The sequence below is a fragment of the Streptomyces hazeniae genome (assembly GCF_031845485.1).
Lineage (GTDB): Bacteria > Actinomycetota > Actinomycetes > Streptomycetales > Streptomycetaceae > Streptomyces > Streptomyces hazeniae.
In genome coordinates this window covers 18110-31298 of the sequence record NZ_JAVREQ010000038.1, presented here as the reverse complement: position 1 = coordinate 31298, position 13189 = coordinate 18110, and the positions used below count along the sequence as shown (strand labels likewise).

General features: G+C 73.2%; 10 protein-coding genes. 4 read left to right on the top strand and 6 right to left on the bottom strand.

Going from position 1 to position 13189, the window contains the following annotated elements:
* The first annotated feature begins 285 nt into the window (after positions 1-285).
* A complete protein-coding gene (locus RM572_RS27325) occupies positions 286-1245 on the top strand; it encodes a pirin family protein (protein ID WP_311676062.1) in 960 nt (319 codons plus the stop codon).
* A gap of 29 nt (positions 1246-1274) precedes the next feature.
* On the opposite strand, the gene RM572_RS27320 is transcribed toward RM572_RS27325, so the two are convergent.
* Positions 1275-3494, bottom strand: coding sequence for a SpoIIE family protein phosphatase (locus tag RM572_RS27320; RefSeq protein ID WP_311676061.1), 2220 nt, complete (start codon positions 3492-3494; stop codon positions 1275-1277).
* Between the two features lie 161 nt (positions 3495-3655).
* Here RM572_RS27320 and aspS point away from each other — a divergent pair, with 161 nt between their 5' ends.
* Together aspS and RM572_RS27310 are read left to right on the top strand one after the other, a co-directional pair.
* Positions 3656-5434 carry an aspartate--tRNA ligase gene (gene aspS, locus RM572_RS27315; RefSeq protein WP_311676065.1) on the top strand — a complete coding sequence of 593 codons (1779 nt, stop codon included), beginning with the start codon at positions 3656-3658 and terminating at the stop codon, positions 5432-5434.
* 226 nt (positions 5435-5660) lie between these two features.
* Positions 5661-6836 carry an SH3 domain-containing protein gene (locus RM572_RS27310; RefSeq protein WP_311676060.1) on the top strand — a complete coding sequence of 392 codons (1176 nt, stop codon included), beginning with the start codon at positions 5661-5663 and terminating at the stop codon, positions 6834-6836.
* 156 nt (positions 6837-6992) lie between these two features.
* On the opposite strand, the gene metG is transcribed toward RM572_RS27310, so the two are convergent.
* Positions 6993-8594: a methionine--tRNA ligase gene (gene metG, locus RM572_RS27305; protein ID WP_311676059.1), complete on the bottom strand. Its 1602-nt coding sequence runs from the start codon at positions 8592-8594 to the stop codon at positions 6993-6995.
* 42 nt (positions 8595-8636) lie between these two features.
* A complete protein-coding gene (locus tag RM572_RS27300) occupies positions 8637-10706 on the bottom strand; it encodes a TetM/TetW/TetO/TetS family tetracycline resistance ribosomal protection protein (protein ID WP_311676058.1) in 2070 nt (689 codons plus the stop codon).
* A 193-nt stretch (positions 10707-10899) separates the two neighbouring features.
* Here RM572_RS27300 and RM572_RS27295 point away from each other — a divergent pair, with 193 nt between their 5' ends.
* On the top strand, positions 10900-11118 hold the full coding sequence (locus tag RM572_RS27295; RefSeq protein WP_027765404.1) for an EF-hand domain-containing protein: 219 nt from the start codon (positions 10900-10902) through the stop codon (positions 11116-11118).
* Between the two features lie 131 nt (positions 11119-11249).
* On the opposite strand, the gene RM572_RS27290 is transcribed toward RM572_RS27295, so the two are convergent.
* The 3 genes from RM572_RS27290 to RM572_RS27280 are packed head-to-tail and all read right to left on the bottom strand — an operon-like array spanning position 11250 to position 12957.
* Positions 11250-11618, bottom strand: a complete 369-nt coding sequence (locus tag RM572_RS27290) for an Asp23/Gls24 family envelope stress response protein (protein ID WP_311676057.1) — start codon at positions 11616-11618, stop codon at positions 11250-11252.
* A complete protein-coding gene (locus RM572_RS27285; RefSeq protein ID WP_311676056.1) occupies positions 11615-12301 on the bottom strand; it encodes a hypothetical protein in 687 nt (228 codons plus the stop codon). The genes RM572_RS27290 and RM572_RS27285 overlap by 4 nt, the downstream gene beginning before the upstream one ends.
* Positions 12292-12957: an RNA polymerase sigma factor gene (locus tag RM572_RS27280; RefSeq protein WP_311676055.1), complete on the bottom strand. Its 666-nt coding sequence runs from the start codon at positions 12955-12957 to the stop codon at positions 12292-12294. The genes RM572_RS27285 and RM572_RS27280 overlap by 10 nt, the downstream gene beginning before the upstream one ends.
* Positions 12958-13189 lie beyond the last annotated feature (232 nt).

The following is a 13189-nucleotide window of genomic DNA, read 5'->3' as shown; positions in this document are numbered from 1 at the left end:
AGAAGGACATCATGCGCTGCCTCAAGCGATTCGTCGCCCGCGAGGTCTACCGCGCTCTGACCAACAAGCCACGCATCACCCAAACCAACCTGGCACCCGCCGGTTGACGTCAATAGGAGCATCCCGCATGTACGACTGACCCGTAGGTACGGCCGGCCGGCAGGTGCGGCCGGCCCGCGTCGCGCACCGCGCACCGGCCCTTCCGGGGTCTGCGGGAATACGGAAGCCGTGGCGAGTGCTTTAATCTTCAACTATATTGGCCGTGAGCCGGAGGAGGCACCCGTCATGCCCGCGATCACCGTAGAGAACCCGCTCACGCTGCCCCGGGTGACCGCCCCGGCGGCCGAGGACGCGGCACGGCGCCCCGTCCTGGCCGTGAGCACCGCCCCCGCCGGGTTCGAGGGCGAGGGCTTCCCCGTCCGCCGCGCCTTCGCGGGCCTCGACTACCGGCACCTCGACCCGTTCATCATGATGGACCAGATGGGCGAGGTGGACTACGCGCCCGGTGAGCCGAAGGGCACCCCCTGGCATCCGCACCGCGGCTTCGAGACCGTCACGTACCTCATCGACGGAACGTTTGTGCACCAGGACTCCGAGGGCGGCGGCGGCACGATAGACGGCGGCGACACCCAGTGGATGACCGCCGGATCGGGCCTGCTGCACATCGAGGCCCCGCCGGAGGAGCTGGTCATGACCGGCGGCCTCTTCCACGGCATCCAGCTCTGGGTCAACCTGCCCGCCCGGGACAAGATGACCACCCCGCGCTACCAGGACATCGGCGGCGGCAACGTCAAGCTGCTGACCAGCCCCGACGGCGGCGCGCTGCTCCGGCTCATCGCGGGCGAGCTGGACGGCCACACCGGCCCCGGCGTCACGCACACGCCGATCACCCTCGTGCACGCGACCGTCTCGCCCGGCGCCGAGGTCACGCTGCCGTGGCGCCGCGACTACAACGCCCTCGCCTACGTGCTGGCCGGCCGCGGCTCGGTGGGCGCCGACCGGCGCCCGCTGCACCTGGGGCAGACGGCCGTCTTCGGCGCCGGCGACGCGCTCACGCTGCGCGCCGACACCTCCCAGGACGCCCACACCCCCTCGCTGGAGGTGATCCTCCTCGGCGGGCAGCCGCTGCGGGAGCCGATGGCGCATTACGGGCCGTTCGTCATGAACAGCCACGCGGAGCTGGCCCAGGCCTTCGACGACTTCCGGGCCGGCCGTCTCGGCCGGGTCCCGGCCGCAGGCGACTGACCTCCCCCGCGCGGTGCGGCCCCGGCGGGTCAGCCGCGGACGGTGCCCGCCTCGCGGAGCTCGAACCAGGTGCACTTGCCGTCGCCGCGCGGCTCCACGCCCCACGCGTCGGCCAGCGTGTCCAGCAGCAGCAGGCCGCGCCCCGAGGAGGCCAGCTCGCCGGGGCTGCGGCGGTGCGGCAGCTCGTCGCTGGAGTCGGTGACGTCGACCCGCAGCAGCCGTGTCCCGGGGTCCCCGCTGATCTCGGCCACCATCAGCGCGTCGCCGTCGGTGTGCACCAGGACGTTCGTGAGCATCTCGGAGAGCATCAGCACGGCGCCGTCCGCCTGGTCGCCGTCCTTCCAGTCGTGCAGCAGCCCGCCGAGCTGGTGCCGTGCGTCGGCGATGCGCGCGGGCTCGGCCTGCGCGACGGTCAGGACGCTGCGCCGGGCCGGCGGTGCGGCGACCGTCCCCCCGGCCCCGAGCGGGTCCCCCTCGCGGCACAGCAGCACGAGCGCGATGTCGTCGTCGCGCCGGTCGGCCAGCGGCCCGGTGGTGTGGTGCGAGGGCGGCCCGTGCACCGCGTTCACCACGGCGTCGGCCAGCCCTTCGAGGCCCTGTTCGGGCAGCGGGTGCCCGGCGACGACCTGCCGCAGTCGTTCCCAGCCGCTCTCGATGTCGTGGCCGCCGGTCTCGATGAGCCCGTCCGTGCACAGCAGCATCGTTTCGCCGGGCTGGAGGACGAGGCGGGTGGTGGGGTAGTCCGGGTCGGCCGTGATGCCGAGCGGGATGCCGCCGGCGGTCTGCCGTACGAGCATCGCGGAGTCGGGGAGCCGGATCGCCGGGTCGAGGTGGCCGGCGCGGGCCACGTCGACGGTGCCGGTGCGGGGGTCGATCTCCAGGTAGAGACAGGTGGCGAAGCGTTCGTCCGCCACCGTTCCCGGTGCCCCGGCGGAGGCCCGGTTCAGCCCGTTCAGGAAGCGCGAGGCGCGGGAGAGCACCCCGTCCGGGTGGTGGCCCTCGGCGGCGTACGCCCGCAGCGCGATCCGCAGCTGCGCCATGATCCCCGCGGCCCGCACGTCGTGGCCCTGCACGTCGCCGACGACCACCGCCGTCCGCCCGGACGGCAGGCTGATCACGTCGTACCAGTCGCCGCCCACCTGGAGGCCGCCGCCGGTGGGCACGTAGCGCGCCGCGAGCCGGAGGCCCTCCACCGCCGGGCGGTCGGCGGGACGCATCATGCGCTGGAGGTCGTCGGCCAGCTCGCGTTCGCTGTCCTGCACGTACGCCCGGGAAAGCGCCTGCGCGAGCATCCGGGCGACGGTGCTGAGCACCGACCGCTCGTCGGGGGTGAAGGCGACCGGCTCGGCGAAGCCGGCCATCCACGCCCCGATCGTCCGCCCGCCGACGATCAGCGGCAGGAACGCCCACGACGCACGGCCGAACGGCTCGGCGAGCGGCCAGGTGGTGGGGAAGCGGCTGCGGTAGGCGTCCGGGCTGGGCAGGTAGATGGCGCGGCCGGTGCGCACCACCTCGGCCGCCGGGTAGTCGGTGTCCAGGGGCATGTCCAGGAAGGGCCCCTCGTCGCCGGGTGACTGCCCGTGGTGGCCGATCACCGAGAGCCGGTCGCCCTCCACGCCGAAGACGCCCAGTCCGTCGGGCGTGAAGCCGGGCATGGACAGGGCGGCCGCGACGCGCAGCACCTCGCTGGTCGAACGGGCCTCGGCCAGGGCCCGTCCGGCGTCCAGCAGGAACGCCTCCCGGGAACGTTTCCACTCCCCGACCACCTCGAGCGCCCGGCCGTCGATCTCGCCGTCCGGCTCGGACGGCGCGTCGGAGCCCTCCGGCACCGGAGCGACCTCGCTGACGGTGCCGATCACCTGGAGCGCCCCGGGAATCCGGGCCTCGCCCGGCGGGATGACGCCGGGCCGCCCGGCCGGCCGGTCCGCGGTCTGGACGCCGACGGGCCGCAGCCGCACGCGCACGGACCGCAGCACCGTCCCGGCGGGGCAGACGACGCGCAGGACGCCCTCTGCCAGCCGCCCCTCGGTGAGGGCGAGCGTCGCCATCCCCTGGAGGCGGACGAAGTCGACGGCGTGCACCCGCCCCCGCACGGCCGCCGCCCCGAGGGTGACGGTGCCGCTGCTGGAGGGCGGGGAGGGGAGACCGAGGAGCCGGGCGGCCCGTGCGTCCAGGGTGACGGTCTGGGAGCCGCCCTCCCACCGCCAGACGCCGGTGCCCACGGCCGTGAGTACGTCCTCCGTGCGCATTGCCCTACTTTATGCAGATCCGTGAAAAGCGTGCGAGTGAGCCACTCGGGGCGCGGTAACCTGAGAGGCGTTTCCCTCAGCCAGAAATCCCGGCGGGAACCCCTGCGACGAGCGTGCGTGCACCGGCGTACGCCACCACGCCCCGACGACTTGGATGAATGATGCATCGGTACCGGTCCCACACCTGCGGCGAGCTCCGTGCCACGGACGTCGGCTCCGACGTCCGCCTCAGCGGCTGGCTGCACAATCGGCGGAACCTGGGCGGCATCCTCTTCATCGACCTGCGCGACCACCACGGCATCGTGCAGCTCGTCGTCCGGCCCGAGCGGACCGACGTCGTCGAGCGGCTGAGCTCGCTGTCCAAGGAGAGCGTCATCCGCGTGGACGGCGGCGTCGCCGCCCGCGGCGAGGAGAACGTCAACCCCGAGCTGCCGACCGGTGACATCGAGGTCGAGGTCACCGAGGTGGAGGTGCTCGGCGCGGCCGAGCAGATCCCGTTCACCATCAACGCCGACGACGGCGTCAACGAGGAGCGGCGCCTGGAGTACCGCTTCCTCGACCTGCGCCGCGAGCGCATGCACCGCAACATCATGCTGCGCTCGGCCGTGATCTCCTCGATCCGCCGCCGGATGACCGACCTGGGCTTCAACGAGATGGCGACGCCCATCCTGTCCGCCACCTCGCCCGAGGGCGCCCGCGACTTCCTGGTGCCCTCCCGGCTGCACGCCGGCCGGTTCTACGCGCTGCCGCAGGCACCGCAGCAGTTCAAGCAGCTGCTGATGATCGCGGGCTTCGACAAGTACTTCCAGATCGCGCCGTGCTTCCGCGACGAGGACGCCCGGGCCGACCGCTCGCCGGGCGAGTTCTACCAGCTCGACGTGGAGATGTCCTACGTCGAGCAGGAGGACGTCTTCCGGGTCATCGAGAAGGTGATGACCGACGTCTTCGAGGAGTTCGGCGACGGCCGGCACGTCACCTCGCCGTTCCCGCGCATCCCGTTCCGGGAGGCGATGCTCAAGTACGGCTCCGACAAGCCGGATCTGCGCACCTCCCTCGAACTGGTCGACGTCAGCCACGTCTTCGCCGGCAGCGGCTTCAAGGCCTTCGCCGACAAGCACGTCCGCGCCCTGGCCGTGCCGGACACCGCCGACCAGCCGCGCAAGTTCTTCGACCAGATGGGTGAGTTCGCGCAGGAGCACGGCGCCAAGGGCCTGGCCTGGGTACGGGTCGGCGACGACTCGACGCTCACCGGCCCGATCGCCAAGTTCCTCACCGAGGACGACACCGCAGCCCTGCTCTCCGCCGTCGACGGCAAGCCGGGCACGGCGGTCTTCTTCGGCGCCGGGGAGTTCGACGAGGTCTCCAAGATCATGGGCGCGGTCCGCGTCGAGGCCGCCCGCCGCACCGGCAACTTCACCGAGAACGTCTTCCGGTTCTGCTGGATCGTGGACTTCCCGATGTTCGAGAAGAACGAGGACACCGGCGAGATCGAGTTCTCCCACAACCCGTTCTCGATGCCGCAGGGCGGCCTGGAGGCGCTGCGCACCCAGGACCCGCTGGACGTGCTGGCCTGGCAGTACGACATCGTCTGCAACGGAGTCGAGCTGTCCTCCGGCGCGATCCGGAACCACGAACCCGAGGTCATGTTCGAGGCGTTCGGCATCGCGGGCTACTCCAAGGACGACGTCGAGCGCGAGTTCGGCGGCATGCTGCGGGCGTTCCGCTTCGGCGCCCCGCCGCACGGCGGCATCGCCCCCGGCATCGACCGCATCGTCATGCTGCTGGCCGACGAGCCGAACATCCGCGAGACCATCGCCTTCCCGCTCAACGGCAACGCGCAGGACCTCCTGATGGGTGCGCCGAGCGAGGTCGAGGAGGCCCGCCTGAAGGAGCTGCACCTCTCGGTGCGCAAGCCCCCGCAGGTCCGCCCCGCGGAGTAGGTCCGCGCCCGCCGGGCCTCTCCCCCGGCCGCGCTTCCAGGGCCGTGCCCCGCTCGTGCGGGGCACGGCCCTCGGCGCTCCCGGCGCTGCCGTACGGCGGTGCGCGGGTACGCCGAGCCGGCCGGCCGGTACGGTGTGCGCGCCGGAGGGCCGGGGCATGCATGGGGACGACGTCCCCCAGCCCCGTCCGCCCACCGGGGCCCTGCTCACGAGGAGCTGGTCCCGCATGCCCACCCGTCGTCCACACCGGAAGGGGCGCGTCCTGATCTCCCTGGCCCTCGCCTGCGCCGCCGCCCTCTCCCTCGCGCCCGGCGCCTCCGGCACGCCCCGCCGCGCACCCGTCGACGCGACCGCGGCAGCCGGTGCCGACGCGGACGTCCCGCCCGGGGTGACGGCCGGCATCGCCGTCTTCGACCGTGAGACCGGCACGTTCACCGAACGTCACAACGCCGACCTGCGCTTTCGTTCCGCCTCCGTCGTGAAGATCATGCTGGCCCTGGACTACCTCTGGGACCGGGGGCCCGACTACGACGTCCCCGAAGCGGAGCGGTCCCGCCTGGAGGGCATGCTGCGCAGCAGCCACGACGGCGCCGCGAGCCACTACTGGTCCACGCGCGGGGGCAGCGCGATCATCGACCGCATGGTGCCGCGCCTCGGCCTGACCGGCACCGCCCCGCCGCCCGCCTCGCACCCCGGATACTGGGGCTACACGGCGATCACGGCCGCGGACACCGTGCGGGTGTACCGCCACCTGCTGGACGAGGCCCCCGCGCCGGTGCGGGACCTCGTCCTGGGGCACCTGCGGGCGGCCACCCGCTGCGCGGCCGACGGCTACGACCAGTACTTCGGCATCGCGTCCGCCTTCGAGAGGCCCTGGTCGCTGAAGCAGGGCTGGTCCGGCTTCGACTCCGGCGGCTGCACAGCGGCGGAGCGGGAGGCCGAACGCGCCCGCGAGCGCGCGGCGTCGCGGGCGAGCGGCATCGACCTGGTCAGCGAGGCGCTGCACAGCACGGGCACCGTCGGCGCCGACGACCGCACGGTCGTCGCCGTGCTCACGCTGCACGAGGACGGCACACCGTACGGCACCGCGTACGCGCGGCTGACCCGGCTGGTCGGCTCCCTCGACGTCCCGGGGGCCGTGCGTCCGGCCGGTGCGTGGTTCCCCACCTGGGGCTCGGGCGTACGGGTCCGCGCGGCGGCGACCACGGACTCGGCGGTGGTCACCACGCTGCCCGCGGGCGTGGAGGTGCTGGTCGGCTGCCAGCGCCGCGGCGAACGGATCGATGTGCCGCCGCACTCCAGCGACTGGTGGGCCCACCTGCCGCAGTACGACGGCTATCTGACGAACGTCTTCGTCGACGTCCCGGAGGAGAAGCTGCCGGGCGTCCCCGACTGCACGTAGCCGCAGGGCTGGTGCGTCACGTCGCGGCTGCCGGCCCGCGGTCGACAGCGAGTGGCCCGGCCACGAGAAGCGGCCGGGCCGCACCACCGCGGGAGTGGTACGGCCCAGCCGTCGTACGGGCGGCGCGTTCGCCGTCGTGCGCCCTCAGCCGGCGCCTCAGTCCTCCAGGCGGGGGAAGAGCACCGCGCCCTTGGTGACCGTGGAGCCCGCGGGGAGCAGGCCCCAGCGGCCGGCGTCCTGCACGCGCTGGTCGGCGAGGGCGCCCAGCGACGCCTCGGCGCCGAGCGAGTCCCACAGCTTCTGCGAGGTCTCCGGCATCACCGGGTTCAGCAGCACCGCGCACGCGCGCAGCGACTCGGCGGCCGTGTAGAGGATCGTCGCCAGCCGGGCCTGGGCCTCGGCGGAGTCGTCCTTGGCGACCTTCCACGGCGCCTGCTCGGTCAGGTAGCCGTTGACCTGCTTGACGAAGTCGAAGACGGCCGCGATGCCGCCCGCGAAGTCCAGCTCGTCGCCGATCCGCCGGTCGGCCTCCGCGACGGCCGTCTCCAGGCCCTCGCGGACCGCCTGCTCGTCCGCACCCGCCGAGGTCGCCTCCGGCAGCGCGCCGCCGAAGTACTTGCCGACCATCGCCGCGACCCGCGAGGCGAGGTTGCCGTAGTCGTTGGCGAGTTCGCTGGTGTAGCGGGCGGAGAAGTCCTCCCAGGAGAACGACCCGTCGTGGCCGAAGGAGATCGCGCGCAGGAAGTACCAGCGGTAGGCGTCGACGCCGAAGTGCTCGGTGAGCTGCTGCGGGGAGATGCCGGTCAGGTTGGACTTGGACATCTTCTCGCCGCCGACCATCAGCCAGCCGTTGGCGGCGATCCGGTGCGGCAGCGGCAGACCGTTCGCCATCAGCATGGCCGGCCAGATCACCGCGTGGAAGCGGAGGATGTCCTTGCCGACCAGGTGCACGTTCGCCGGGAAGGTGCCCTCGAACTTCTCCTGGTCGGAGCCGTAGCCCACCGCCGTCGCGTAGTTGAGGAGGGCGTCGATCCACACGTAGATGACGTGCTTGTCATCCCACGGCACCTTGACGCCCCAGTCGAAGGTCGACCGGGAGATGGACAGGTCCTCCAGCCCCTGCCGCACGAAGTTCACGACCTCGTTGCGCGCGGACTCGGGCTGGATGAAGCCCGGGTTCTGCTCGTAGTGCTCCAGCAGCTTCGGGCCGTACTCGGAGAGCTTGAAGAAGTAGTTCTCCTCCTTCAGCATCTCCACCGGCTTCTTGTGGATGGGGCAGAGCTTCTGGCCTTCGAACTCTCCCTCGCCGTCCAGCAGTTCACCGTAGGACTTGTACTCCTCGCAGCCGACGCAGTACGGGCCCTCGTAGCCGCCCTGGTAGATCTCGCCCTTGTCGTACAGGTCCTGGACGAACTCCCGCACGCGGTCGGTGTGCCGCTTCTCGGTGGTGCGGATGAAGTCGTCGTTACCGATCTCCAGGTGCTCCCAGAGGGGCTTCCACGCCTCCTCGACGAGCTTGTCGCACCAGTCCTGCGGACTGACGCCGTTCGCCTCCGCGGTGCGCATGATCTTCTGACCGTGCTCGTCCGTGCCGGTGAGGTACCACACCTTCTCGCCCCGCTGGCGGTGCCAGCGGGTGAGCACGTCGCCTGCGACGGTCGTGTAGGCGTGGCCCAGGTGCGGAGCGTCGTTCACGTAGTAGATGGGGGTGGTGACGTAGTACGCCTTCCCCTGCTGCTCAGTTCCAGTGGCCGCCATGCGCGAAATCCTAACGGCCCACCGCCGTCCCTCTCGCACCGTTCACCCTCCGTCACCGGCGGTGGACCCGGGGCCCGGCCCGTGAGCGCCCGCCGTCCCCGTGCCGGTCCGGCGCACGACCCGCAGCAGGTACTGCTTGCGGTCCAGCGGGTCGTGGTCCGTGCGCGGCCGGGCCGGGGGTGCGCCGCGCACCGGCTCGTACCGGTCGAAGGAGCACTCCAGCACGCCCTCGCCGCGGCTGAGGGTCGGCAGCCGCCGCTGCAGCGTGTGCACCCGCGCGGCCGGCACGTCTCCCTCCAGCACGGCCGTCCCGTCCTCGGTGCGGGTCGAGCGCGGCACGCCGCCGAGGTGGGCCAGCAGCGACAGCACCGCCCCCGCCGTGTCCGCGGGCGCCTCCAGCCGGAACGCGTGCACGGGCTCGCACACCCGCGTCCCGGCCCGCCGCAGCGCGTCCATCAGCACCAGCGGCGTGAGGTTGCGGAAGTCGCCCGCGGTGCTCGACATGGACTTGTCGAAGACCGCGTGCGCGTGGCTCTGCCGCGGCCAGTAGCCGGAGTGCGTCATGGTGACCGTGCAGTCCGGCACGCGCCAGCCGTACAGGCCCTGGCCGAGGGTCTCCCGCACGGTCTCCTCGACCGCGGCGAAGAACGCGTACGGCATGGACCCGAGTTCGACGCCCAGCCGGAAGCGCACCCCGCCGCCCACCGGCGCCGGTTCGACGCGCAGCCCGACCGTGGCGAGGAACGGGTTGGGGCCGGTGTCGATGATCTCGTGCGCCGCGCCGCATCCGGTGACCCGCTCCACGCACAGCGTGGTGGTGCGGCGGAAGGTCACCGCGATGCCGTGCTCGTCGGAGAGGGTCGCCTCCAGGACCTCCTTCTGCACCTCGCCGTAGAGCGAGAGGTGCGTCTGACCGGCACGCGGGTCGTGCCGCAGGTCGATCAGCGGATCCTGCTCGGCGAGCCGCGTCAGCGCGACGTGCAGCGCCCGCCGGTCCCCCGGGCGGACGGGCGCGACGACCGTCTCCAGGGTGGGAGGGGCGAAGTGGCGGTCGGCGGTGCCGGGCGGCGGAACGCCCAGCGCGTCGCCGATCCGTACGCCCTCCAGGCCGCGCACACGGCCGATGTGCCCGGCGGCGACCGCGTCCCGGGGGACCGCCTCGCCCTCCTCGAAGACCTCGACGCCGGTGACCTTGCCCTCCGGCAGCTCCTCGGTGCCGTCCGCGGCGGCACCGAACGCCACCCGGTCGCGCACCCGCAGCGTGCCGGTGGCCATCCGCACGTACGCGAGGCGTTCGCCGCCCGGGCCGCGCTCGACCTTGAACACCGAGCCGGAGACGGGCCCCTCCGCGTCACCTCGCGCGGCGGGCAGCAGCGTGCGGACGCCCTCGGTCAGGGCGCCGACACCGGCGCCGGTCACGGCCGAGCCGAAGAACACCGGGTGCACCATCGCCCGCCCGGTCTGGTCGGCCAGCGCACCGCGCAGCCGGTCGTGCGGCAGCCGGCCGTCGGCGGCCACGTACTCCGCCAGCAGCGTCTCGTCGTGGCGGGTGAGCACGTCGGCCAGCCGTTCGCCGAACGCCGCGTCCGACGGGCCGTACGGGAGGAATCCGGCGTCCGCGCTGCCGGCCGAGGGCACCGCGCCCATCGGCACGGCGGTGCGCACCAGCCGCCGGGCGATGCCGTCGAGGGTGCCGTCCGGGGAGGCGCCGCGCCGGTCGGTCTTGTTGACGAACAGCAGCGTGGGCAGGCGCAGTCGCCGCAGGGTGCGCATCAGCACCCGGGTCTGCGCCTGCACGCCCTCGACGGCGGAGACCACCAGCACGGCGCCGTCGAGCACGTGCAGCACCCGCTCCACCTCGGCGATGAAGTCGGGGTGGCCGGGGGTGTCGATCAGGTTGACGGTCAGGTCGTCGCCGAGCCGGAAGGAGACGACGGCGGAGCGGATGGTGATGCCGCGCTGCCGCTCCAGCGCGAGGAAGTCGGTGCGCGTGCTGCCGTCGTCGACGCGGCCGACCGTCTCGACGACCCCGGCTGCGTGCAGCAGCCGCTCGGTCAGGCTGGTCTTACCGGCGTCGACATGGGCGAGGATTCCGAGGTTGAGCGTGGGCACGTGGCGTCATGTCCTTGGTGAGGGCGGAGTGGGCCTGCTGGAGGGACATGGACGCTCGCCGCACGGTGGTCTCCTTCTGCTCGACGGGTGGCACGTGCCGTGTGCGGTGGAGTAGAGCAGGACGCGGGAGGGGCGGCAACGGGATTTCTGTAGGGTGAGCGCGTCATCGATACCGAGCGGGGAGGGTGAAGGAATGGCCGACGCAGCCGAGGTGCGCAAGGCGTTCGACAAGTTCGATCACGACGGCGACGGGTTCATCACCGCCAAGGAGTTCCACCGGGCCATGGCGGACCTGGGGGACGTGCACTACACCGAGTCCATGGCGCAGGCCGTGATCAACCAGAAGGACGGCAACGCCGACGGCAAGCTGTCCTTCGACGAGTTCCTGGAGATCCACACCGGCGCCCGCTGACGCGGCCGACGACATCACCCGGACGAGGGGCCGGCAGGCGAAACGCTCCGCCGCCGGCCCCTCCTCCGTGCGGAACGCACGCCCGCCCGGGCGCGGGAACGGGCACGTGTGACCCGGGCGGGCCGCCCGCGTCAGGCGATGTCGGTGACGGTCACCGCCACGGTGACGTCCGTGTCCGCCGCCAGCTCGCCGCGTACGGCGTCGGTGACCGCCGCACGCACCGCGCGGGTCACGTCCAGCGCCCGGTGGCCGTCCAGGACGGCGAGGTGGAGCTCCAGCCGCCACCCTGCTCTCGGCGTGCCCTGCGTGCCCTGCCGCCGTGCCCGGACGCCTCCGGTGCGCGGGGGGTCCGCCGGGGCGGTCGTCCCCTTCAGGTGGGGCAGCGCAGTGCCGCGCACCAGCTCGGCCAGGCCGGGGCGGAGGAACGCCACCCCCGGCGCCTCCTCGGCCGCCCGTGCCGCGGCGCGTGTCACCCGGTCCGTCACGTCCTGGTCGCTCACCGCTCGTCCTCCCCGTCGGCCAGTCCGCGCAGGTCGGCGGCGGCGCGTTCCCAGTCCCCGTCCACCAGGACGTCCACCACGGCGACGTCGACCGCCGCCACCTCCAGCCCGACGACGTCCCGGGCCGCCGCCACGATCCGCTCCCGCACCGTGTCCGCCAGCTCCGGGAAGCCGCGGCTCAGGTCGGCCGCGACCTCCACCCGCACCCGTACCACCGGCTCCGCGGGCTCCGGGACGATCCGGCAGCTGCCCGCCCGCACGCCCCGCAGGCCGTCCACGGCCGAGCGGAACGCGCGCGCGGCCGCCGCCTCGACGATCCACGCCTCCTCGTCGGGCTCCCCCAACGGCAGGCTGCGGCCCGGGCGAAGCTCCCGCCGCACGATGTCCATCACGCGCCCCGTGACCGCGTCGGCGGTCCGTGCGCCGTCGGCACGGCCGTCCGCCCGCCGCTCCTCCTCGTCCGCGGTGCGGGCGGTGCGCACGAAGTCGTCCAGCATCCGCAGTCCGTGCAGCGCCGCCGTGCAGTGCGGGCAGGCCGCGTAGTGCGGGTCGCCCGTCGCCCGGTCCTCGTCCCAGGCGTCCCACACCTCCTGGAGCGTGCGGCCGCAGGGGAGCAGTTCGGTGCCCTCCGCCGGTCCGGCGTCCGGATCCGGGTTCGCCCCGGAGTCGGCGCTCAACGCCATGCGCTCATCGCCTCCGTCAGGTAGCGCCGCACGCGGAAGATCCGTCCCCGTACGGCCTGGTGGCTGATGCCCACAGCCTTCGCGATCTCCTCGTAGCTCAGGCCGTGCAGCTCCCGCAACACCCAGCACGCGCGCTGCTCGGGCGTCAGGTCCGCCAGCACCCGGGACAGCGAGTGCAGCGCGGCCTGCGTCTCCGCGGCCCGGGACGGCGAGGACTGGTGGTCGGGCGCGACCGGCTCCGGCACGGAGTCCAGGTCGGCGGTCGGCCTGCGGGACCGCAGCTGGTTCAGGCAGCGGTTGGTGACGATGCGGTACATCCAGGTGAGGAACGCCGCGTCGCCGCGGAACTCCGGCAGCCGGCGCCAGGCGCTGACGAACGCTTCCTGTACGGCGTCCTCCGCGTCGCTGCGGCTGCCGAGCAGCCGGTGCGCGAGGGAGAGCAGGACCGGGGTGTGCCGCCGCACCAGCGTCTCGAAGGCCCGCTCGTCGCCCTCGCCCGCTCGGGCCGCGAGGAGCGCGTCCTCGGACGGTGCCGCCGCGGCGCCCGCCCCGCGGGCGTCCGCCGTACGGTCGGTCCCGCCGCGACGCGGGACGCCGCTGTCGGCCGTACGAGCTGCCGCGCGCGCCGTCCCCTGCGGTTCGGCTCCCTCGGCCACGCACCCTCTCCTTCCACAGCCGTCCCCTTGTTTGGACCCGCCGACGGCGTCGTCGTCACGTCCCCGGCGGCGTTTTCTCCCGACCGGCCTTTCTCGCGGCGTATCTCCGGAGTCCGCGTGACGTTCCCGGCCCCGGCGGTGTCCAAGTCATTGTCAGCGAGCCCTGATCGAGGGCACCGCCCGTGCGGCCCGGCGATCGGGTGACAGCTGAACCCGTAACGGCGAAGGAGAG

Excerpts from the sequence above, each read along its gene's own strand:
- RM572_RS27310 (WP_311676060.1), top strand. The coding sequence starts at position 5,661 with ATGCCCACCCGTCGTCCACACCGGAAGGGGCGCGTCCTGATCTCCCTG.
- aspS (WP_311676065.1), top strand. The coding sequence starts at position 3,656 with ATGCATCGGTACCGGTCCCACACCTGCGGCGAGCTCCGTGCCACGGAC.
- RM572_RS27320 (WP_311676061.1), bottom strand. The coding sequence starts at position 3,494 with ATGCGCACGGAGGACGTACTCACGGCCGTGGGCACCGGCGTCTGGCGG.
- RM572_RS27285 (WP_311676056.1), bottom strand. The coding sequence starts at position 12,301 with ATGGCGTTGAGCGCCGACTCCGGGGCGAACCCGGATCCGGACGCCGGA.
- RM572_RS27325 (WP_311676062.1), top strand. The coding sequence starts at position 286 with ATGCCCGCGATCACCGTAGAGAACCCGCTCACGCTGCCCCGGGTGACC.
- metG (WP_311676059.1), bottom strand. The coding sequence starts at position 8,594 with ATGGCGGCCACTGGAACTGAGCAGCAGGGGAAGGCGTACTACGTCACC.
- RM572_RS27295 (WP_027765404.1), top strand. The coding sequence starts at position 10,900 with ATGGCCGACGCAGCCGAGGTGCGCAAGGCGTTCGACAAGTTCGATCAC.